The sequence below is a fragment of the Rheinheimera sp. EpRS3 genome, from assembly GCF_001513785.1.
In the GTDB taxonomy this organism is placed as follows: domain Bacteria; phylum Pseudomonadota; class Gammaproteobacteria; order Enterobacterales; family Alteromonadaceae; genus Alishewanella.
In genome coordinates, this window is sequence record NZ_LNQS01000001.1 from 744081 (window position 1) to 766526 (window position 22446).

The following is a 22446-nucleotide window of genomic DNA, read 5'->3' on the forward strand; positions in this document are numbered from 1 at the left end:
CCTGATGAACCCCACCTATCTGGAATATGGCGCCAACGGCTTTTATTTGCTGGCGGTGTTTCTGGCTGCCCGTAACAGCATTCATACCTGGTGGCTGGGCGTTATTGGCTGTGCCTTGTTTGCTGTGTTGTTTTATCAGGTAAAGCTGTATGCCGAAGTGGTGCTGATGCTGTTTTTTATCGCCACTAACTTTATTGGCTGGTATCAGTGGGGCCGTGCCAGCGGTGTTAAAGCAGTAACCTCAGCCCCGCTTGTCCGGTTGCTGGCTTATGCAGCACTGGCGCTGCTGGTTACGTTGCTGTATGGCTTTGTATTGCACCGCTTTACTGATGCCTACGCGCCTTTTGTTGACTCGGCCATTTTAATGTTCAGTGTTATTGCCCAGTTTTTACTGATGAACCGTAAGCTGGAAACCTGGTGGTTTTGGCTGATTGTAAATACGCTGGCGGTGCCGCTGTATTTTTCGCGCGAATTGGAGCTTACCGCTATTGTGTATACCGGCTTTTGGTTTAACGCCTGGTATGGCCTGTATTTATGGCGCCGTTTAAGTAAATTGCCAGCTGTTTAAGGGCCTGGCTTGTCGGCTTTTTTTACGTTGGTTCTGCGTTATTAAGCAATTTAGAATATAAGCTGATGTTTTTGAAATATTATATTTAGTGGCTCGAATGTTGCTCTGTGCCTTTGCCATATCAGGCAAGACTAATTCACGGAGTGAAGCATGAAAACATTAAAACATTTACTGTGTGTGGCGGGCCTTGCCCTGTCTGGCACAGTGTCAGCTGGCCCGATCCTTATTATAAATGGTGCAGATCAAACTACAGAATCGGGTACTACCAGTGCATTAACGGCGAACTTACAGGCACTGCATTTAGCTGTAGGCAATACAGTTACTATTGTTGATAGCCTGCTGGCCGATATTTCTGGCTATAGCCAGGTGTGGGATGTGCGTTTTTTTAATGCTGCTGCACTGGATTCTGCAGCACAAAATACCTACATGGACTACCTCGGTGGTGGTGGCGGTTTATTTTTAATGGGTGAAAATTCAAGCTTTATGGACCGGAATAATTCGGTACTGGAGCTTATCGAGCTGTTAGGTGGCGGGGCTCTTGGCTTCGATGGCTGTTTCGACGGTACTCAGATGGTACATGCGCCGTTTACCGGCCCTAATGCAGTAAGCGAAGTAACCTATGCTGCCTCTGGCTGTTTTATGGATAACGGTACTGGCCAGTGGATCACGTCACGTGCTGACGGTTCTATGGGCTCGGGTGTGGCTTTTGGTGTCGGCAGCCTGAGTAATGCAATGGCTGGCGCGTTAACCACGATCCTGGATGTGAATTTTATGATGAATCAGTTTGATTTACCCAATTCACAGGAATTAACCAAAAACCTGATCGGCTTTATTGGTGATCAGGTTGATCCGGTAAATGATATTCCGGCACCTGCCAGCATTTTACTGTTTGCAGCAGGCTTAGCGGGTTTACGCATGCGTATGCGCTACAGCAACTGATATAGCGTTTAAGCGCGGTTAAAAACGGCCTCTGCGGGCCGTTTTTTTATGCTGAAAAAATAAGTTTGTTACTGAGTTTCTGCGGCAGTTGCTTTAAGTCTGTTGCGTTGTCACTTACCACTACAACATTAGCTTTAGACATCGCCATGGTTAAGCCCTGATAACGGTTATCAGCAAAGCTGGCGACAAAATCCAGTTCAGCTTCTTTGGGCACAATAAACACTGTGGCGTAACCGGTGGCGGTTTTCACAGCCAGGTGTAACGACCGTACGCCCTGAAAGGTGCAATAACGGGCATAAATTATCTCATCCTGCCAATCCTGCAGGCTGGCGCTGAAATCGGCCAGTTTCAGGTTTACCTCGCTAAGCGGCTGGCTTTTAGTATGCTGCAACAAGCGGTTATGCTCGTGGTACACATGCGCCAGCGCGTGGCTGCCAAGATCCGTGGCAAAACTGTTTTGATAAAGCTGTACACTCAGCACCGATACCAGCGCAATACTGGCAGCCAGCGCCAGTGGCGTAAACCAGCGGCGTAGCGGTTTACGTTGCTGCTGTGCCGGTATTTGCAGCAGGCGTTCGGCCAGCATCGGCGGTACCGGCACCTGTAAGGCATCTTCCAGATCACGCTGCTGTTGTTGCAGTTCAAGGGCAAATTGCTGCAGAGCAGTATCCCGCGCTAAGGCATCGCGTACCGCAGGTTCCTGGCTAAAGGGATCAACCAGTAAAATACGGCGCACTTCAGTGTTATTCATGGTGAGTCTCCCCATGCTGGTTAATATTCAGTTGTTCACGCAATAGCTTGCGGGCACGAAACAAGCGGGTGTTGACCGTATTGACATTCAGCTGCAACAGCTTGGCTATTTCATCACTGCTAAAGCCACCAATAACCTGCATTACCAGTGGCTCACGGTACTCTTCCGGCAAAGCCGCCATATAATTACGTAACTTATTATTGTCACAATCCTGTTCAGCACTGCTTTGCTGGGTGTCCGGCAGGCTGTCTTGTTCGGCGGCATCGTCGTAGTCAAATTGTTTACGCTCAAAGCGGCGGGCATTTTCGCGGCGCAGTATGGTAATTAACCAGGATTTAGCTGCAGCGGCATCCAGCAGGCTGTCCAGGTGTTTCCAGGCGCGCAAAAAGGTTTCCTGCACTAAATCCTGGGCGATATCGGGGTCTTTGCACAGCCAGTAGCCATAGCGGTAGATATCAGCATGGTAAAGCTGTACCAACTGTTCATAGCGCTTATTTTTACTGCCGCTGGGTTTAAGCAGCGCAACATGCGGCACTGGTGTTACCGAATTGTCTGGTGGCGTGGTTGATTGCTCTGGCATAGCACTGGCTTTAATAGCTGCTGAATTGGCTGATAGCCTAGCGCTATTGTGCTTCGCTGGCAAAAAATGAATGTTATTCATAGGCTGACCTTTGCTGCATTTTTGCGGGGCTCTGGCGGCATAACCAATAATCAAGGCTGGTGTAACGGCCGCCACCGCTAAAAAACAGGCTGACTAACATGACAACGTAAGTGGCCGCAAACTCGATACCGTTGTTCAGAATAACCACATTACCGTTGCTGGTAAGCCAGTCATAATTGCCGTGTTGCTGTAACAGCTCTTTGGCTTTGCTTAGTTGTTCGGCCGAATTGATAACCCGCTCGTTGGCCAGCCAACTGCTGTTATCGGCGATGGCCAGCCAGCCGTTGGGCCAGTGCACGGCAAAAATAGCCACCAGCATGGTAATGAGCAGTGGAATGCTTACCAGGCGGGTAAATAAGCCCAGTAATAAAAACACTGCCCCCAGGGTTTCTGCCGCAATTGCCAACGCGGCCAACAGCGCCGGAGCCGGTAAGCCTAAACCCCAGTCAGTATTGGCAAACCAGGCGACGGTATTGTCAAAATGCTGATATTTATTCCAGCCCGCCTGCAACAGCACCGGCGCCAGATATAACCTGAGCAATAGCGGTGCCAGACCTGATAGCCGCTGGCTTTGTGTAATGGTGTGATGATAGAACGATAGTGCCGCTTGCATCTGCGGGCCCCGTAATCAGATTAACTGAGGTATAAGAACGGCTGGCAGGCAGATGTATTTCAGCGCAGCGATAATTTGCTGCGCAGTAAGAGGTTAGTGTACGCGGTAAAGCCGACAGAAAAAATCAATCACCGCATCGGCGTCAAGGTTGGTAAAGCGCACTTTACGTTTGCTTACTATGGCATCGCCCAGTGTTTTTAGCGTGTGCTCCAGTGGCACGCCGGCAGGGCGTTCTAATTCGTGGTCAGCAAACAGAAAGTTAAGTGCAGCCGAAGTGTAAGATTTACCCGGTGTTAATGACACTAATTCCAGCTCCTGTAAGCGTACGCCCAGGTTGCGGATTTTTTGTAAGCGGTAAGTCTCGTTCATAACTGGCTCCGTGTACTGTTTGCCTTGATAAATACTGTATCGACAACAACGGCAATTTCTTTAGCTAAACAATGAAATTGACCAGCACAGCAGGGCTGCTTTTTGCTAGTATAGCCGCTATAACAGCTGGTTAAGCTAAGGTAATACATGACACAACACCTCAATCCTCTGGCACTGACGGTACAACAACTCGGGCCGCATCTGGACAGCAAGCTGATTAAACAGGCGCTGGATGTTAAGCAACTGATCCCGGCATTTATTGGCCAGGACAGGGCTAAATCGGCACTGGCTTTTGCCATTGGCATGGATATGCCCGGTTACAACCTGTACGTAATGGGTGAGCCGGCATTGGGGCGCTTTACGCTGGTGCAGGACATACTGCAGCAGGCTGCCAGTGAAAAAGCCACGCCGGAAGAGTGGTGTTACCTGAATAACTTTGATGATGAGCGTGTACCCAACACCCTGCGTTTACTGCCGGGTGAAGGCAAAATCCTGGTTAAAAAAATTGAAGCCCTGATCGACGAACTGCTGGATACCTTTCCGGCCGCTTTTGATAACCCCGGTTATCAGCGTAAGAAAAAAGCCATCGCCCGTGCTTTTGACGATAAATACGAAAATGCTATTGAGCTGGTAGAGAGCAAGGCGCTGGAAAAAAATGTTGTGCTGTATGAAGAAAACGGCGCAGTAAGCTTTTCGCCAATTATCGACGGCAAGCCGCTGGACGATCAGGAGTTTTCTAAGTTAACCGAAGAGCAGCGGCAATATTTTTATGGTCTGGTCAGCGAGCTGGAAACCATACTGAATGAGCAGTTGCTTGAGCTGCCACAGTGGAAACGTGAGCTGTCAGAAAGCCTGCGCGCTTTGCGTAAAGACACCATAGAACAGGCGATTAAACCGCTGCTGAAGCAGCTGGAGCATGACTATGCTGCTGAGCTGGGTGTACTGCGCTACATTCGCGAAATGCGCAGCCATCTGGTAAAGGCTGTGCTGGAACTGATGCCGGATGAATCTGAAGCGGAGAAGCAAGAAGAGGCCGACAACCGCGAAATTTTTATTGAAGAATTTGTGCCCAACGTCTTGGTGCATTACGAGAGCATGTCGGGCGCGCCGATTATTTTTGAACCTAACCCCAGCTACGGCAACCTGTTTGGCCGGGTAGAATACAACTCCAGTAGCGGTAACTTATATACCAACTACCGCATGATCCGCCCCGGTGCTTTGCACCGCGCCAATGGTGGTTATCTGATCCTGGATGCTGACCGGCTGCTGACACAACCGCAACTGTGGGATGCGCTTAAGCTGGCGCTAAAATCCGGCGAGCTGTTAATTGATACGCTGTCGGAGCATGCGGTTACCAACTCAACCATTATTACGCCACGGGCGATACCGCTGAATGTCAAAGTGGTGCTGTTGGGCTCGCGCGACCTGTATTACCTGATCCAGGACGTTGACGATGAGTTTAACGAGCTGTTCCGGGTATTGGCCGACTTTGAGCATTACCTGCCTAATACCGCTGAAACCATCACTTATATGGCGATGCAAATTCGTGAGCAAATGCGCTTGCTGAATATTGACGAGCTGACCGCCAGCGGTTTTAAACAACTGCTGACTTTTAGTTTTCGCCAGGCCGAACACCAACGTAAGTTGTCGGCCCGCTTTGCCGATGTATTAGAGTTGGTGCGTGAAGCCTGTTATTACGCTGGTCAGCAGCATAGCAGCAGCTTAACGGCAGAGCATATTCAGCAGGCTCTTAAAGGTAAGCAGCATCGCACCGGCCGTATTAGCGAGGGCTTTTTGGAAGATATTCAGGAAGGCCAGATTTTAATTGATACCGACGGCCTGGCCGTGGGCAAAATTAATGGCCTGACGGTACTGGAAATTGGTGATACCGCCTTTGGTACACCGGCACGTATTAGTGCTACGGTATTTGCCGGCTCCAGCGGTGTAGTCGATATTGAACGCGAGGTTGAGCTGGGCAAAGCTATTCACTCTAAAGGCGTACTGCTGTTAACCGGCTACCTTGGCGCTAAATATGCCCGCCAGTTTCCGTTGACACTGTCGGCCAATATTGCCATGGAACAAAGCTATGGCCATATTGACGGCGACAGCGCCTCGCTGGCCGAAGTGTGTGCGCTGTTATCGGCCATTACCGATATTCCAATTAAGCAAAGCCTGGCGGTAACCGGATCTATTAACCAGCATGGCCAGGTGCAGGCCATTGGCGGGGTAAATGAAAAAATAGAAGGCTACTTCCGCTTATGCCAAAGCCGCGGTTTAACCGGCGAGCAGGGCGTGATTATTCCGGCCAGTAATCAGCTGAATTTAGTACTGAATGACGATGTTATTACTGCAGTAAAACAGCAGAAGTTTCATCTGTATGTAGTAAAAACCGTGGATGAGGCGTTAACCCTGTTAACCGGTGTAGAAGCCGGCGAGAAAAACAGCCGCGGCCAGTATCCAAAAAAATCAGTTAATGGCCGCGCTTTGGTGCGGCTGGCAGAGATTGCTGAAATAGTAAATGGCAGTATGGATGAGGATTAGTTAACACTTCCATATGAGAATCGGTTTACCCTAAGCTAACCGTTGAAGGCATGGATACTGACAAATTCGCCGGGAGCGAATTTGAACAGCTATGCTGGTCCGCAGGATAAACTTCATGGATGAAGTTTATAGTCGAGCCTACAGGGACGTATTCACGGCGTGTTAGCGTGGGTAAACCGGTTCGTGTTATATCCACGGATTAAAGCGCTGCAAAAGCCGGATGATACAGCACCTGGCCGCTTTTACCTTTAAGCGCGCCGGGTGTCAGCTCTAACAACATAAAGGCGTTGTCCGGTGCTTGCCACGGGCAGCTAATAGTAAACCGGCTGGCCGGGATAAAGCCAAATCGCGGATAGTACGCCGGATGGCCCAGCACGACTACTGCCGCAACGCCCTGTTTTTTGCATTGCTCCAGCCCGGCCCGCACCAGTGCCGAACCTATGCCCTGATGCTGCAATACATTGCTTACCGCCATTGGCGCTAACGCCATTAACCGGGTTTGTGGTGCTTTATCCAGCGTAGCGGCTGAGAACAGGATATGGCCGACAAGCTGACCATGTTGTTCAGCCACTAAGGCTATGCAGTCAGTTGCCTGCTGGCGCAATGCCGTGATCAGGTTGACTTCAGCTTCATTATTAAACGCAGAGCGGGTAAGGCTGGCTATTGCCTCGTAGTCAGCCGGGGTTTCAGCGCGCACTGTAGTGTCATAACCCAGTGCATGCCAGGTGCTGTTACGGCGGCGCTGCAGGGTGCGGCTGATATTGTGCAGTAGGGTCATACCAGGGGCCGGCAAAACAAAAGCGTGCTGACAGTCTACCTGACTGAGATGGCTTCTCAAGTTAAATGTTAATGACTAAATAGCTTTAACAACCATTTTTGCACTGCGCCATTTAATAGTACTGAACAAAAACAGGAAAAAACCGCATATTAACCACAATGGCTTATCACCAATACGGCTGTAGGGCGTGGTGCCTGTGCTCAGGCGTAGCTCGTCTTTTAACACCGCTTCGGTAAACTGAGGTACGGTGGCACTAATATTACCGCTGGCATTAATGGTGGCTGTTACGCCGTTGTTCGTTGCCCGCAATACCGGCCGGCCAAACTCCAGCGCACGCATTTGGGCAATTTGCAAATGCTGGTGCGGGCCTATGCTGTCACCAAACCAGGCGTCATTGCTTACCGTTAGCAGCAGTTGCGTTGCGTCGGTCATATTGGCCGCTATCTGGGCTGGAAAGGCAATTTCAAAACAAATGGCAGGCAGTAAATGGTAGCTGTTGGCTACCAGATTCGGTTGTACATAAGCACCACGGGTAAACGAGCTCATCGGCAAATCAAAAATAGGAGCCAGTTTGCGTAATAAGCCCTCCAGTGGCACAAACTCGCCGATTGGCAGCAAATGGTGCTTGCTGTAGCGGTTGCCGTGGCCGTAAAAATAATCGCCATCGGTGGAGTCGGTATGGCGTTTACCCAGCACAATCAGGTTGTTCCAGGCTTGTTCGGTTTGGCTGTTGTAATCGAGAATGCCGCTGATGACTGCGGTATTTTGATACAGTGCAGCACGGTTGAGGTTATCAAGAAAATCCTGTGCTACAGGCTCCAGCCGGGGGATCGCCGCTTCCGGCCAGATAATTAAATCGGCCTGGAAATTTGGCCGTGTCATATCCATATATTTAAGCATGGTGGGCCATTCCTGCTCCGGCGCCCAGCGTAAGTCTTGTTTTATGTTGCCCTGCACCAGCGCGACAGACAGTTGTTTATCGCTGTACTGCCAGCCGTTGAACTTTACCAGATGCGGGCTTAGCACAAATAACAAGCCGGCAATAAACATATAGCTGTAACGGCTGATAGCGCGCTGCTGCAAAAAAAGCTGCGCCAGTGCTGCGGCAGAAAACACCAGCAAAAAGCTGATGCCGGTTTCGCCAATCAGTGGGGCGAAATCACGCAGGCCCTGGCTGGTTTGGCTGTAGCCCATAGATAACCAGGGAAAACCGGTAAATAACCAGCTACGCAGCCATTCTGTCATTGTCCAGCAGGCGGCAAATAACAGTGGCGTAAAAGCCGGGCGTTGCAATTTATAGCTAAGCCAACTGGCCAGAGCCGGAAACAATGCCAGATAACTAACCAGCAAGGCCATTAGCCCCAAACTGCCTGCCAGTGGCAAGCCACCAAACTGGTCAATACTGACATGCACCCAACTGATGCCGACACCAAACCAGCCCAGGCCAAAACTGAAACCTCTTAGTGCTGCCTGCTTTGCTGTTGCTGCACGCTGCAATAAAAACACCAGCAGCGCCAGACTAAGCAGTGGCAGCCACCAGAGTGTGTAAGGCGCAAAGGCCAGAGTAGTAACCCCACCGGCAGCAATAAGCAGCAGATGGGGCAGGGCTTGTGACAGCCTGGCGACAACAGGACGCAAGATAGTTAGTTTTCCTCTGTCTCGGCAGGCTCTTTAGCGCGGATCACTTGCAGCTGCACTAAACGGCGGCTGTTCGCTTTGCTGACTTTAAAGGTTAAACCTTCAAGCTCGATACTTTCACCTTTGGCAGGCATATGGCCAAACGCATGCAGCACTATGCCACCTATGGTGTCGGCGTCTTCTTCATCAAAGGTGGTGTTAAATGATTCGTTAAATTCATCCAGCGGTGTTAGGGCGCTAACCTGAAACACCCGGGATGCCATTTTCTTGATATCGTTTTCTTCTTCATCGTCGTGCTCATCTTCAATTTCGCCGACAATTTGTTCCAGAATATCTTCAATGGTTACCAGGCCGGATACACCGCCGTATTCATCCACCACTATGGCCATATGGTAACGTTTCTGGCGGAATTCTTTTAGCAGCGCATCAACCCGCTTACTCTCGGGGATAATCACCGCCGGGCGCAGTAAATCGCGCAGGTGCCAGTCGTTAACATTGGGGTCCAGCGCGTACTGCAGCAGGTCTTTCACCAGCAGTATGCCTTCTATATGGTCTTTGTCTTCATTGACGACAGGATAACGGCTGTGATTGTTTTCCATCAGGATGGGCAGCATATCAGCGACAGAGTCGTCAATGTCGATGGTGGCCATCTGGGAGCGCGGTACCATAATGTCACGGGCCCGCATACTGGAAACATCAAGCACGCCGTCCAGCATACTTTTGGTATCGGCATCGATCAGGTTACGCGCTTGCGCTTCGCTGATGATGTCTTGTAAGTCAGATATATCTTGTGGTTCTGCACTAAAGATACTGGCGATCCGATCTAACCAGGATTTACCGGCAGAACCGCGACTAGAGTGGGGATTGTCGTCACTCATGGGTGAACTGTTGCTCCAAAAAACAAAAAAAACCTATTCGTTATCCAACAAATAGGGGTTAGTAATGCCAAGTTGCTGCAATATGGTGACTTCTTTGGCTTCCATTTGCTCGGCATCGTCGTCATTTATATGGTCAAAGCCCAATAAATGCAAGCATCCGTGTACTACCATATGTGCCCAGTGGGCCTGCAGGCTTTTATGTTGCTCTGCCGCTTCTGCAGCCACAACCGGAGCACAAATCACTAAGTCGCCCAATAGTGGCAGCTCGATGCCCGGCGGACACTGAAACGGAAAGCTCAGCACATTGGTGGGTTTATCTTTGCTGCGATAATCAAAATTCAGCTGCTGGCTTTCGGCGTCATCAACAATCCGCACGGTTACTTCGGCTTCAGCATGAAAAGGCAGTATGGCCGCATCCAGCCACTGCTGAACCTGTGCTTCGGTGGGTAAGTTATCTGCTGTGCTGGCCAGCTGTAAATCGAGAGTAATTGCCATTATTGGCCTTTAGCTGCGTTATCTGCTGCCGCTTTGGCCGCTTCAAAGGCTTCATAAGCCATAACAATGCGCTGCACTATCGGGTGGCGCACCACGTCTTTGGCGGTAAAGTGGTTAAAGCTGATTTCGTCTACTTCGCTCAGTACATCGATGGCGTGTTTTAACCCGGAATACTGGCCGCGGGGTAAATCTACCTGGGTAATATCGCCGGTGATCACCGCCTTTGAGCTAAAGCCAATGCGGGTTAAAAACATTTTCATCTGTTCAACCGTGGTGTTCTGGCTTTCATCGAGAATAATAAAGGCGTCGTTCAGCGTGCGGCCGCGCATATAAGCCAGCGGCGCGATTTCAATAATGCCGCGTTCAAGGTACTTTTCAACCTTTTCAAAGCCAAGCATTTCAAACAGGGCATCGTACAAAGGCCGCAGGTACGGGTCGACTTTTTGTGCTAAGTCGCCGGGTAAAAAGCCCAGTTTTTCACCGGCCTCTACCGCCGGGCGCGTTAATACAATGCGCCGCACCAGGTTACGCTCCAGCGCGTCTACCGCACAGGCTACGGCTAAATAGGTTTTACCGGTACCGGCCGGGCCAATACCAAAACAGACATCATGTTTAAGCACATTGCCAACATAAGCCGCCTGATTCGGGTTGCGCGGTTTGATCAGGCCTTTTTTGGTTTTCAGGCTGAAATCGCGCGGCTCGTCGTCATGTTGCTGGTACTGAATATCGTAGTTTTCGCTGATCAGCAAATGCACCTGCTCGGGCGTTAACTCTGCCGTCGGCAAAGCCGTGGCAGCATACAACTGCTGCAGTACATCTAAAGCAGCGGCAACGTTATCGGCCGGGCCAGCTATTTTCAGCTGGTTGTCGCGTTGGCTGATCTCAACCAGTAAACGGCGTTCAACGTGTTTTAGGTTATCGTCAAAGGGGCCACATAACAGCGTTAACCGCCGGTTGTCAGCACCTTCCAGCGTTAAATCTGCAGTATGTAAAGTTGTGCTCAAATGCCTGCCTCAGTGTAAAAGGGGGCATTAATGCCCCCGGATCAGTTAAGGTGTAAAAGTGGTTACGCCAAGTACGTCTGCTACCGGCGCGGCTTTTTGCCGTGCCAGAATTTGCTGCGGTGCTATTTCACGGCGCAAGCCCATATCCTGCTCAGTGCGGATTAGCGTACCACGCAATGAATTACTGAATACATCAGTAATTTTCACATCGACAAAGCAGCCTATCATGTCTGGCGAGCCTTCAAAATTCACCACACGGTTATTTTCGGTGCGGCCAGTCAGTTCCATAATATCTTTTTTCGATGGCCCTTCTACCAAAATACGCTGCTCGGTACCGAGCATGCCACGGGCAATTTTCAGCGCCTGCTGGTTAATGCGATCTTGCAATATATACAACCGCTGTTTTTTCGCTTCTTCACTGACATCATCCGGCAAGTCTGCAGCTGGTGTGCCTGGGCGGGCGCTGTAAATAAAGCTGAAGCTCATATCAAAATTGATTGCGGCAATTAAATCCATCGTGGCCTGGAAATCGGCATCGTCTTCACCGGGGAAACCGATAATAAAATCAGACGACATGCTTAAATTCGGCCGGATTTTCTTCAGCTTACGAATTTGCGATTTATATTCCAGCGCGGTATGGCCGCGTTTCATCAGGTTTAAAATGCGGTCAGAGCCGCTTTGTACCGGCAGGTGCAGGTGATCAACCAGCTCAGGTACGTCGCGGTATACTTCGATAATATCGTCAGTAAATTCCACCGGGTGCGAGGTGGTGTAGCGAATACGGTCGATACCGTCAATCGCGGCGACTAAACGCAGTAATTCCGAGAAATGACAGATAGTGCCGTCGAATTTTTCACCGCGGTAGCCGTTAACGTTTTGGCCCAACAGGTTGACTTCGCGCACGCCTTGTTCGGCTAACTGGGCAATTTCAAATAACACATCATCCAACGGCCGGCTGACTTCTTCACCGCGGGTATAAGGCACTACGCAGAAGGTACAGTATTTTGAGCAGCCTTCCATTACCGAGACAAAGGCGGTTGGGCCATCGGCTTTAGGCTCAGGCAGGCGGTCGAATTTTTCAATTTCCGGGAAGGACACATCCACCACCGGCGATCTGTTGCCGCGTACGGCGTTGATCATTTCGGGCAGCCGGTGCAGGGTTTGCGGGCCAAAGACGATATCAACATAGGGTGCGCGCTCACGAATGGCTGCGCCTTCCTGTGAGGCTACGCAGCCACCGACACCGATCACTAAATTCGGGTTTTTCTCCTTCAGCGGACGCCAGCGACCCAGCTGATGGAATACTTTCTCCTGTGCTTTTTCGCGGATAGAGCAGGTGTTTAGCAGAATAACATCTGCCTCTTCTGCCTCTTCGGTCAGCGTAAAGCCGTGGGTAGCATCCAGCAGGTCGGCCATTTTGGATGAATCGTATTCGTTCATCTGGCAGCCCCAGGTTTTAATGTGCAGTTTTTTGCCCATTGTGTGTCGTTACCTGTATTGTCACTTGGAAAAAAGGGAGCGTATTTTAGCCTGTTCGGGCCCGCGTTGCCAGCACTGGCGTAAAATGGCTACTTCGAAGTAGGGCCGAGATCGGTTTACCCACGTCAACGCGCCGTAAACCCATCCGTGGGGGCTCGACTCAGGCATCCATGCCTTCAACGGTTGACTTAGAGTAAACCGATCCCTGCCTGTTCATAATGAGTTTGCAGAATCGCTATAACAGCCTTTGCCGGGTTGTGATATAACCGGCGTAGAAAATCACCAATACACCGCCAAACCAGGCCATGGTTACCGGCTCCTGCCAGAATAAATAACCAAATAAACCGGCAAAAATTACGCTGCTGTAAGTCCACATACCAATATCACTGGCTGGCGCCACGGCATAAGCGCGCGTCATCGCCAGTTGGCCGATGGCTGCCAGTACGCCCATACCAATAAAAGCCAGCCATACCTCATTGTTTAGCGGCTGCCAGTAAAACGGCAGCGGCACCGCAGATAAAATGGCAGTCAGCAGCGAAAAGTAAAACACAATACGCACCGCAGGCTCGGTATCAGACATATAACGGATAGTGGTTTTGGTCACGGCTACCAACACAGCAGATACCAGCGCCACCAGCATAATGGCATCAATAGTGCCAGCGGTGCCGGGTAGTGCCAGCATTACGCCAACAAAACCCAGTGCTATGGCAAACAGTGTCAGGCGGCTGGGGCGCTCTTTTAACCAGAATCTGGCGATAATAGGCACAATAAAGGGTGAGAGCAGCAGCACCAGCATACCCTGTGCTAATGGCAAGCGCGCCAGCACATAGAAAAAGCAGTACATCGAAATAAGCCCGGTTAATGCGCGGCTAAGATGCAGGTACCAGCGTTGGGTTTTTAGCAGGCTAAAACCGTGTTTGTATAAAAACGGCAGCATTAGCAGCAGGGCAAAAAAGTTACGGAAAAACACCACCTGCACTTCTGACGCGGTGCCGCTGGTAAATTTAACAATAGCGCCAATACCAGCGAAGCATGCTTCGGCCAGCAGCAGTAGCAAGGCTCCTTTGGCTAACGGCGACAATATAACAGCCTGCAGCGTGGGTGATAAGGCTGACTAGTATATCAGAGCCGGTAGCTGCATTAGCCGCTGCTGACAGAATATATCGCAGCACAGCAGCAGCCTGGCGTTTGTCACAGTTCGGTTTGTAAAAATGCCGGAATATCGGCTGCTGGCATGGGTTTGGCGAATAAATAACCCTGGATCAGGTAGCATTGGCGGCGGTTGAAAAACGCCAGTTGTTGCTCGGTTTCTACGCCCTCTGCCACACAATACATGCCCAGGCTGTTGGCCATACTGAGCATGGCTTCAATAATGGTTTCATCGCTGCTGTCGATGCCGATATCCTGCACGAAGCTGCGGTCAATTTTAATGCCATCAATCGGCAGCTCTTTCAGGTATTTTAGTGATGAGTAACCCGTGCCAAAGTCATCCAGTGCCAGTTGTACGCCAAGCTCGCTAAGCGCCAGCATGGTATCAATAGCGCTTTGATGGTCGCGCATCAGTGCACTTTCGGTAACTTCAAACCGCAGGCAATTGGCAGGCACCTGATATTTTTGCAACAAAAACCGGGTATGTTCTACCAGTGCCGGTTGTTCCAGATGCTGGGTGGATAAATTAACAGACAAATACAGCTGATAGCCGTCCAGATGCCATTGGCGTAAGTCGTTTAAGGCTCTTTCCAGTAACTGGTGTGTCATATTAATAATAAGCCGCAGCTCTTCAGCCAGCGGAATAAACTCAGCCGGAGAAATTAACCCTTCGCTGCTTTGCCAGCGGATCAGCACTTCAGCCCCCACCACCTGACGGGTCTGACTGTTAACGATGGGCTGATAAAAGTTAACAAACTCATCATTCTGCAGTGCTTTACGTAAACGGGTTTCCCGCGCCAGCCGCATATGGGCTTTTTCGTTCATTTCGGCGGTAAAAAACTGAAAGTTGTTACGCCCGGCTTCTTTGGCATGGTACATCGCCACATCAGCGTGCTTTAGCAGTTCGATAGCATTAATGGCATCGTCAGGATATATGGCTATACCAATACTGGGGGATACGCCAACGGTATGAGTACCTAACTGCATAGGTTCACTGACAACGGTTAGCATCTTACGGGCGACATGGCTGATATTGTCTGCGGTTTTATAGCCTTCAAGCAGCACAATAAATTCATCGCCGCCTAAGCGCGCCACGGTGTCGCTGTCCCGCAGCGTCAGCGTTAAACGCCGGGCTACTTCTTTAAGTAATAAATCGCCGACATCGTGGCCGAGTGAGTCATTAATCTGCTTAAATTTGTCCAGATCGATAAAGCACAGCGCCAAGGAGCGCTTGTCACGCTTGGCTTGATCAATGCCGTGGTAAATACGGTCCATTAATAAAGCCCGGTTGGGCAGGCCGGTCAGGGCATCATAGTTGGCCAGGTAACGCAGTTCATCTTCGGCCATTTTTTGCGCGGTAATATCGGTAAATACCAAGACAAAAAATGCCAGTTCCTGCTGTTCGCCAATGGCACTGATGTTAATCAGCGTAGGACGCTCACGGCCATCCGGGGTAATAACCAGCTCTTCACCTTGCCAGTGCTGGCCTGGTTTCATTTCTTTTAACAGCTTGGTGTAAAAACGCCTTCGCATCAGGCTAATACCCAAATGGTGGGTACGGGGCTGGTCAAGGTATTGCTCCACGCTGCCAAAGGCATCGGCAAAAGATTGATTGGCAGCAATGACCCGCTGGTTGTTGTCCAGAATAACCACCCAGTCGCGGGTTTGCTGGAAGGCTTCGCCAAATAGCCGGGCTTTTTCCTGATTGGCGCGGGTTTCGGTGATATTACTAAAGGTGCCAATAACTTTGCTTACGCTTTTGTCGTTATCATATTCAGTGGCTTTGCCCAGATCGCGAAACCATAGCCAGTTACCGCTTTGGTGCTGCATACGATAGGTAAAATCAAATCCCAGCTCTGGCTGCTGTAAGAAACGTAACCACTGCGCATTGAAACCCTCCCGGTCGTCAGGATGGATCAGCGTTTGGTGTTGCTGTAACGTCAGCGGGTTCATGGCTTCATTGTAACCGAGCATGCTGTGAATGCGTGATGCGAACAGCAGGTTAGTGTCAGCCTGCCATTCCCAGGCACCGCTGTTTACCGAGGCCAGAGCCTGTTTCAGGCGCTGCTCACTTTGCAGGGCTTTGGTATGTATGCTGCGCAGCAGCGCATGCTGATGGCGGCGTAACCGGTAAAATTTATACAACAATAGGGTTAGCAGGGCGGCGTAGCTTAGCAATGCCCAGCCGGATAACCAGAGAGCGGGTTTTATGTGTAAATGAATTTTTGCCGGTGCGCTTTCAGTGCCGCTTTCGGGGGAAATAGCCACCACGTTAAAGGTGTAATCACCACTGCTTAGCTGCGGGAAAATAACGCTGTTGCCACGCTGCGGCGGGTAACTGATATTTTGTTTGCCCTCCAGCCAGTAACGATAACGCATTTTGTGCTGGTTGCTAAAATTCATCGCGCTAAATTGCAGGGTAATACCGAGATCTTTATGCGATAACGTAAAATGGCGTTCATTTAAATTGGCATTTACCGGCTTTAAATTGCCAGACAACACACTGAGGCCGGTAATAATGGCGTTTGGCTCGGCGGTTTGCTCCTGCAGCCGTGCGGGCTCTACCAGTGTTACGCCACGCATACTGCCAAAGGCAAGCCGGTTGTCGGCCAGTGTTGCTACTGCACCGCCGTTATATTCATGAGTATAAATACCGTCATCGCGGGTAAAAAACTCAATTTGCAGAGTATCGGCATCAAGCCGGGCCAGGCCATAATGGCTGGAAAACCAGATATCGTCATGTGCATCCAGTTGCAGGTTATATACCGCATCTGACAATAAGGTGTCGTCTATGCTGTAAAAATGCAGCAGCTCCAGCGTGTCTGCGGCAAAGCCCAGTAAGCCTACACCCGACATACTGATCCACAACCGGCCCTGTTTATCCTGTTGCATAGAGTTGGCAATACGGCCCAGCATAGGCTGGTAGCCAGGCGCCTGATAAATCAGACGGCGGCTGTTATTCTGTGGCTGCCATAACCAGATCTCATCCGGTTTTGCCACTAACAAGCCCATATTTTTACCGGTATAAACACCCAAAATAGTACCGCGGCTGTCGCCGGACGCGCTGAAATCATTACTGATGTCTTCAACTGTGCCGGTGGCCGGTGTGTAACGCATCAGTTTGGTATCGTAAAAGAAGTACCACTGCTGCTGATACAGAAAATAGCTGTTGTTTCTGGCGTCTAAATAGTGTTTGTCACTGTCTTTAATATTGGCAGGCAACTGCAGTTTGCCCGTGCTGGTGTTAAATAATCGCAAGCCATTGGCATTAACCAGCCACAGGTTGCCGTTATCTGCCGGATAAATAGCATAAATAGTGCCATCATGTTCAATAGCTTTGGGGTCCGGGTTTACCAGATAACTGGTATTGCTGCCGTTATGCAGCTGGTTTTTATTCAGGCCATTGGCAGTGCCTATCCACAGTGTCTGGTTGTCGCTGGCCAGCAGGCTATAAACCACATTACTGCTAAGCGTGGTGTTATCGTTATCGGTGCGGATAATCTGGCTGAAAGCCTGGCTGCGTGGATGCCAGTAATAAGCACCATTGTCGCGCGATGCCAGCCAGTAACCCCCGGCTTTATCGGCCACTATATCTATGATGGTGTTTTCAAATAAGCCCAGATTAGCATCGCTAAAGCGCAGCACAAATTCTGTATTTTGCTGTTGCGGATAAAAGCGGTATAGCCCGCGCTCGGTCGGTATCAGGGCGTGATCATCAACCCACTTTACCTGCCAGACATTCAGTGCGGCCAGCTCTGTTTTAGCTTGATAGGGCGTCTGGTGTTGTAAGTAGGCCAGCATATCGTCAAGGTTAACGCTGTAAAGGCCATCGACAGTACCTATCCACAAACGGTTATGCTTAATACTCAGCACTTTGCTGTGCAGCCGGTCAATTGATACCGTACTACTGTCTAAGTAAGGCAGGTACTGGTGTTGATTGTTGCTAAGGTTAACGGCAATAACACCGTTAAACGCGGCTAGCAGTGCGTAGCCCTGATAATATTGGATATTGCGCAGCCAGCCATCGCTATAACCCGCTTCGCGGATATCAAATAGCTTCTCATGGCTGCCATCAATTAACGATAAACGAAATACAGCGTGATGGGTGCTCAGCAATAACGTATCGCTGTTGTACGACACCATACCGGAGATAAAAGCGTCTGAGATAAAAGTGCTGTTGGGTTGGTCGTTCTGCTGGCGTAAACTGCCCGCCAGTTCGATATAACCACTGGCGCGGTTAAAACGGTACAGATCGCCTGTGGCGGTTGCCGCAAAAATACTGCCGGTGCTGTCCTGCAGTAAGCGGGTAAATGAAATTTCTTTTAAACTGGCCAGCTCAGTACCAACCTGCACCACCTGATTACTGTCAAAACGGTTAAGGCCGCCCTCGGTAGCCAGCCAGAGAAAGCCTTCCTGGTCCAGCAGCAAATCATTAACTGAACCCTGTGTCAGCCCCTGATCCGGTGTCAGAGGGCGTAATAGCGGGGCCGCAGCTAAGTTGAACACAGCCAACACCAGAAACAGGGCTGCAATACGCATCAAAGGCTGCACAAAATTCACTGAAACTCCCGTTCACTGTAGCGTGATTATTATTATTGCTGCTACATCTGCGTTATTGTGCAGAACATATACTGAGAGTGAATAGCTTGTCCAGTTTTCTGACGACAGCACTTGTTATCGCTGTTATTTCAACCAAAGCAGAGCAAATTGCACTAAGGTTGCACTCAGCGCCAGCAGCATAAAATACAGCTGAACAAAATGCACAACCCTTACACCGTTGCCAATATCTTGCCAGGCTGGGTCTCGCTGATACGGTATACGGCTGCGCAGCAGTTTACGGTTGCCATAATAAGCCGGGCCGCCAAGATTGCAGCGCACGGCCACACTGGCACAGCACAGCAGTAAAAAAGACAGGTAGTTGAGATTAAGCCGTGGGATCTGGCGAATTTGCCTGTAGCAGCGGCTGATCCCATGCTGCAATGCCAGAATAACACTGCTAATCAGTACCGCCGGGGCCGCAGTAATAGTGGCCAGCCAGGCAGCAGGTATGCCAAAGTGGCGGTTTAGCGGCAGTTTACTGTTCCATTGCTGAGCCAGTTCCTGTAACAGCCGGTATGCCAGTGCGGCAATACCGCCGCCAACTAAAAACCAGCACCACACACCCAGCATCAGCCTGGTATTGCGTAGTACAGTGCTTTCCACTATGGCTTTACTTACGCCCATTGCCGTCAGGCGGCTGGTGTCGCGCAGCAGTAATTTTGTCGCTTGTTCTTTTGCCAGCGTTAGCTGGCCGCGTTTGAGGCTATCGCTAATGCCCAGCATGTGTTTACGTTGTTGTTGCCAGTCCAGGCTGATATACAACAGCAAGGCATCCAGCAGTTGCGGCAGTTCTGAGAATTGATACAGGCTATAGCACAACAGTAACGGCGGTGCCGCAGCGACCACTACTGCCAGGCTACCGGACGTGAATTGTTGCTGTGCTGGCCGGCCAGGATCAGGGTGTACTTTTTTTGCCAGTTGCCGGGCATAATAACGAAACAATGTTAACGGATGATAGGCCGCAGGTAAGCTAAACCAGTTTGCTGCCAGCACCACGGCCAGCAGTATTAACGGCGCATACCAGAGCCCTTGAGGCAGCACGTTACAGGCGTACACCGGCCAGGCTGCTAATCAGTTCAGCAACCATGGCGGAACTGTTTTTTGAGGCGACCTCCAGATACGCTTCGAAAGATTGTGGCGATTCTTTACCGGCTATATCGCTTAAGCTTCTGATCACCACAAAAGGTGTGTGCAGCATATGACATACCTGAGCAATAGCGGCGCCTTCCATTTCTACTGCCAGCATGGTGGGAAACTGCTGGCGGATAACGGCAATACGCGCCGGATCACAGATAAAGCTGTCACCGGTAGCAATAAGTCCTTGTTTGGTTTTGCAATAGCCCAGCATTTTAATACTTTGCTCGGCAGCGGCTACCAGCGCCGGGTGCGGTGTAAAAGCGGCTGGCATTTGCGGTACCTGGCCAATTTCATAGCCAAAAGCGGTAACGTCAACATCGTGGTGGCGTACTTCGGTGCTGATAACCACATCACCAACACTTAATTGCGGGTCAAAGCCGCCGGCTGAACCGGTATTAATAACGGCGTCTGGTTTAAAGTGCTGGATCATCAAAGTAGTGGCAACTGCGGCGGCGACTTTACCGATACCGGATTGCACCAGCACAACAGCTACGCCATTGAGACGGCCGCTGTAAAATACATAGGAGCCCAGTTCTGTGGTTTCTACATCAACGATTTGCTGGCGCAACAGCGCCACTTCCGGCTCCATGGCGCCGATAATACCGATTAATTGCATACTGCAGTCTCTGTCATGACAAAGGCGTTAGTATAAAACGCTGTGCTGACAAAATCCCGCTTTTCATTAGCTAAAGCGTTGTTTAAACCCTTTATCGTGCCAGTACAATGCTGTTGGCCGCTTTATTGTCAGTCAGGCGGCCTTGCTGATAATCACTGATGGCCTGTTCAATTTCGGCCATAGAGTTCATTACAAAAGGGCCATACTGCACGATCGGCTCGCCAATAGGCGCGGCTGCCAATACTAATAAACGGCAATCGTGCTCGGCATACAAAGTGACCGCAGTACCGTTGGTTAAAACACCGGCATGATGCTCGGGCACTTTGCGCTGTTCTTTATCATCAACCACTTTTATATCGCCGGCATAGGGGTAGACAAAAGCACTGTGGGTCAGCGCCAGTTGCAGCGTTATTGTCTGCCCGGCTGTCAGGTGTAGATCATAATACTGTGGTTCAGTGGTTAAGCCCTGTATTGGCCCGCTTTGCTGGATATCATTGGTTTGCAAAGTGCCGGCAATCACTTTGGCTGTGCCCTGGGCTAATGTGATTTTTGGGATCAGCTCCGGGCTGATATCAACATAAGCAGCCGGTTTCATTTTTTCCGCCGCAGGCAGGTTTAGCCATAACTGAAACCCTTGCATTAAGCCGGCATCCTGTTGCGGCATTTCTGAATGAATAATACCCCGACCTGCGGTCATCCATTGTACGCCACCGCTTTTAAGATGACCCTGATTACCCAGATGATCTTCGTGCAGCATGTGGCCTGCCAGCATGTAGGTTACCGTTTCAAAGCCGCGGTGAGGGTGGGGCGGGAAACCTTTAATGTAATCTCCGGCCTGGTCCGAGCCAAAAAAATCCAGCATTAAGAACGGGTCCAGCCGGGTGTGCTGGTTTTGCCCCAGGCTGCGCTTAATTTTTACCCCGGCGCCATCCGATGCCTGTATGGCAGGGATCAGGCGTTGCACTGTGCGAGTTGTCATTATGATTTCTCCAGAAATAATGCCTGCTATTAAAGCTTAGTGTTAATGGAAAGAAAATTACATTATTCACGCTAAAACATTCTAAAAAGTAGAATGTTTGCACCATCTTGGTGGGTTCAGCCAGCGTTAAGACGCTGAGGCTAAGCTGTGCCTTAATAAAAATAAGTCTCACGTCGCAACGAAGTGTGACTCAGTGTGAGAAACCTAGGAGTATAAGATGAAAAAATCAATCGTATCAGCAAGTATCATTGCCGCTGTTTTTACCGCCGGTGCACAGGCTAACATCAACTGGGATTATGTTGGTGCAGGTTACACTGATATCGGACCGGATGGCCCTTATGTTGAAGCTTCATACCGCCTGGACGGAAACTGGGTACTGGACGCCGAGTTTGCCCGCGTATCGCAAGGCCCGTTTGACGCTAACATGCTGAAGTTGGGTGTAAATTACTTAACCGGCTTTAAATTGGATTTTTCACCCAATACCCAAACTTATATTCTGGCCGGTTTTCAGAATGCATCCGGTGATGCAGATGACAGCGGTGGTTATGGTGGTGTGGGCGTACGTCACCCGTTAACACCGCAGGTAGAGCTTTACTCTGAAGCCAGTTACCACTCTATCGGCGATAATTATGGCAGTTTTGCCGGTGGTATCGCTTATCACCTGAGCCCGGACTGGGCCATTCGCAGCAATGTGGCGCTAAATAGCGGCGATACTAAAAACGAATTCCGTTTCGGTGTGTCTTACCAGTTCTAATATGTGCCGGTTTTTTAACTGCACAACCGTTTAACCGAACAGCGCCTTTTGGCGCTGTTCGTGTTTTAGCAGCCAGTCTTTTTTATCCAGCCCGCCGGCATAACCGGTTAAGGTGCCATTGGCGCCTATTACTCGATGACACGGTACCACTATCGCCACAGGGTTACGGCCATTAGCGGCACCTACCGCTCTTACTGCTTTAACATTGTTGATGCCGCGGGCGATATCGGCATAGCTGCAGGTTTGGCCAAAAGGTATAGCACACAGCTGGCGCCATACTTGTTGCTGAAACACAGTGCCACTGGCTGCCAGCGGTAAGCTGAAATGGCTTAAGGTGCCGGCAAAATAGGCGCTGAGCTGCTGCGCGGCCAAAGCTGTAAGCGCTGAAGGTTGCTCTGCTGTCAGACGCGTTGTTACAAAGCTGATGGCACTGATACCACTGGCGCTTGCTAAAATATGTACCGGCCCCAGCGGGCTGTCGATATATTGGCTAAACAT

The 22446-nt window shown here is 50.3% G+C and carries 20 protein-coding genes; 4 read left to right on the plus strand and 16 right to left on the minus strand.

The genetic code is table 11. The features are described 5' to 3' along the window. Nucleotides 1-4 precede the first annotated feature (4 nt). Both pnuC and AR688_RS03150 read left to right on the plus strand, forming a co-directional pair. Nucleotides 5-568: a nicotinamide riboside transporter PnuC gene (gene pnuC / locus AR688_RS03145; RefSeq protein ID WP_068228995.1), complete on the plus strand. Its 564-nt coding sequence runs from the start codon at nt 5-7 to the stop codon at nt 566-568. 150 nt (nt 569-718) lie between these two features. Further along, the gene (locus AR688_RS03150; protein ID WP_068228998.1) at nt 719-1507 is read left to right on the plus strand and encodes a PEP-CTERM sorting domain-containing protein; all 789 of its coding nucleotides are present in this window, start codon (nt 719-721) and stop codon (nt 1505-1507) included. Nucleotides 1508-1553: 46 nt separating this feature from the next. On the opposite strand, the gene AR688_RS03155 is transcribed toward AR688_RS03150, so the two are convergent. From AR688_RS03155 to AR688_RS03170, 4 genes are all read right to left on the minus strand, one after another. After that, entirely contained in the window at nt 1554-2258 is a 705-nt protein-coding gene (locus tag AR688_RS03155; protein WP_068229001.1) for a DUF3379 family protein, read from the minus strand. Continuing rightward, nucleotides 2251-2919 carry a sigma-70 family RNA polymerase sigma factor gene (locus AR688_RS03160; protein ID WP_082694655.1) on the minus strand — a complete coding sequence of 223 codons (669 nt, stop codon included), beginning with the start codon at nt 2917-2919 and terminating at the stop codon, nt 2251-2253. Before AR688_RS03160 ends, AR688_RS03155 begins: the two co-directional genes overlap by 8 nt. After that, nucleotides 2912-3532 (minus strand): HvfX family Cu-binding RiPP maturation protein, encoded by a 621-nt coding sequence (locus AR688_RS03165; RefSeq protein ID WP_068229005.1) that lies wholly within the window; start codon nt 3530-3532, stop codon nt 2912-2914. Before AR688_RS03165 ends, AR688_RS03160 begins: the two co-directional genes overlap by 8 nt. 93 nt (nt 3533-3625) lie before the next feature. After that, the gene (locus AR688_RS03170; RefSeq protein WP_068229008.1) at nt 3626-3901 is read right to left on the minus strand and encodes a hypothetical protein; all 276 of its coding nucleotides are present in this window, start codon (nt 3899-3901) and stop codon (nt 3626-3628) included. Between the two features lie 147 nt (nt 3902-4048). Here AR688_RS03170 and AR688_RS03175 point away from each other — a divergent pair, with 147 nt between their 5' ends. Next, nucleotides 4049-6442 carry a Lon protease family protein gene (locus AR688_RS03175; RefSeq protein WP_068229010.1) on the plus strand — a complete coding sequence of 798 codons (2394 nt, stop codon included), beginning with the start codon at nt 4049-4051 and terminating at the stop codon, nt 6440-6442. Between the two features lie 199 nt (nt 6443-6641). Here the strand turns inward: AR688_RS03175 and AR688_RS03180 are convergent, their stop codons facing one another. The 11 genes from AR688_RS03180 to AR688_RS03230 all read right to left on the minus strand — a co-directional run bounded on the left by AR688_RS03180 (nt 6642) and on the right by AR688_RS03230 (nt 21194). Further along, nucleotides 6642-7220 (minus strand): GNAT family N-acetyltransferase, encoded by a 579-nt coding sequence (locus AR688_RS03180; protein ID WP_082694656.1) that lies wholly within the window; start codon nt 7218-7220, stop codon nt 6642-6644. A gap of 75 nt (nt 7221-7295) precedes the next feature. After that, a complete protein-coding gene (gene lnt / locus AR688_RS03185) occupies nt 7296-8858 on the minus strand; it encodes an apolipoprotein N-acyltransferase (protein WP_231731903.1) in 1563 nt (520 codons plus the stop codon). Nucleotides 8859-8863: 5 nt separating this feature from the next. Continuing rightward, nucleotides 8864-9736, minus strand: coding sequence for an HlyC/CorC family transporter (locus AR688_RS03190; RefSeq protein ID WP_068229013.1), 873 nt, complete (start codon nt 9734-9736; stop codon nt 8864-8866). Between the two features lie 33 nt (nt 9737-9769). Continuing rightward, entirely contained in the window at nt 9770-10231 is a 462-nt protein-coding gene (gene ybeY, locus AR688_RS03195; RefSeq protein ID WP_068229016.1) for an rRNA maturation RNase YbeY, read from the minus strand. Continuing rightward, the gene (locus tag AR688_RS03200; protein WP_068229019.1) at nt 10231-11235 is read right to left on the minus strand and encodes a PhoH family protein; all 1005 of its coding nucleotides are present in this window, start codon (nt 11233-11235) and stop codon (nt 10231-10233) included. Before AR688_RS03200 ends, ybeY begins: the two co-directional genes overlap by 1 nt. A 45-nt stretch (nt 11236-11280) precedes the next feature. Next, on the minus strand, nt 11281-12714 hold the full coding sequence (gene miaB, locus AR688_RS03205; protein ID WP_068229021.1) for a tRNA (N6-isopentenyl adenosine(37)-C2)-methylthiotransferase MiaB: 1434 nt from the start codon (nt 12712-12714) through the stop codon (nt 11281-11283). Nucleotides 12715-12949: 235 nt separating this feature from the next. Beyond that, on the minus strand, nt 12950-13795 hold the full coding sequence (locus AR688_RS03210) for a DMT family transporter (RefSeq protein WP_068229023.1): 846 nt from the start codon (nt 13793-13795) through the stop codon (nt 12950-12952). A gap of 110 nt (nt 13796-13905) precedes the next feature. After that, nucleotides 13906-18423, minus strand: coding sequence for an EAL domain-containing protein (locus AR688_RS03215; protein ID WP_082694658.1), 4518 nt, complete (start codon nt 18421-18423; stop codon nt 13906-13908). 123 nt (nt 18424-18546) lie between these two features. Beyond that, a complete protein-coding gene (locus tag AR688_RS03220) occupies nt 18547-19518 on the minus strand; it encodes a cobalamin biosynthesis protein CobD/CbiB (RefSeq protein WP_068229026.1) in 972 nt (323 codons plus the stop codon). Next, nucleotides 19505-20215 (minus strand): 5'-methylthioadenosine/S-adenosylhomocysteine nucleosidase, encoded by a 711-nt coding sequence (gene mtnN / locus AR688_RS03225; protein WP_068229029.1) that lies wholly within the window; start codon nt 20213-20215, stop codon nt 19505-19507. Before mtnN ends, AR688_RS03220 begins: the two co-directional genes overlap by 14 nt. 91 nt (nt 20216-20306) lie before the next feature. Then, the gene (locus tag AR688_RS03230) at nt 20307-21194 is read right to left on the minus strand and encodes a pirin family protein (protein ID WP_068229032.1); all 888 of its coding nucleotides are present in this window, start codon (nt 21192-21194) and stop codon (nt 20307-20309) included. A 217-nt stretch (nt 21195-21411) separates the two neighbouring features. Between AR688_RS03230 and AR688_RS03235 the strand changes: the two genes are divergently transcribed. After that, the gene (locus AR688_RS03235) at nt 21412-21948 is read left to right on the plus strand and encodes an outer membrane beta-barrel protein (protein ID WP_068229035.1); all 537 of its coding nucleotides are present in this window, start codon (nt 21412-21414) and stop codon (nt 21946-21948) included. A gap of 30 nt (nt 21949-21978) precedes the next feature. On the opposite strand, the gene AR688_RS03240 is transcribed toward AR688_RS03235, so the two are convergent. After that, nucleotides 21979-22446: a methylated-DNA--[protein]-cysteine S-methyltransferase gene (locus tag AR688_RS03240; protein ID WP_068229038.1), complete on the minus strand. Its 468-nt coding sequence runs from the start codon at nt 22444-22446 to the stop codon at nt 21979-21981.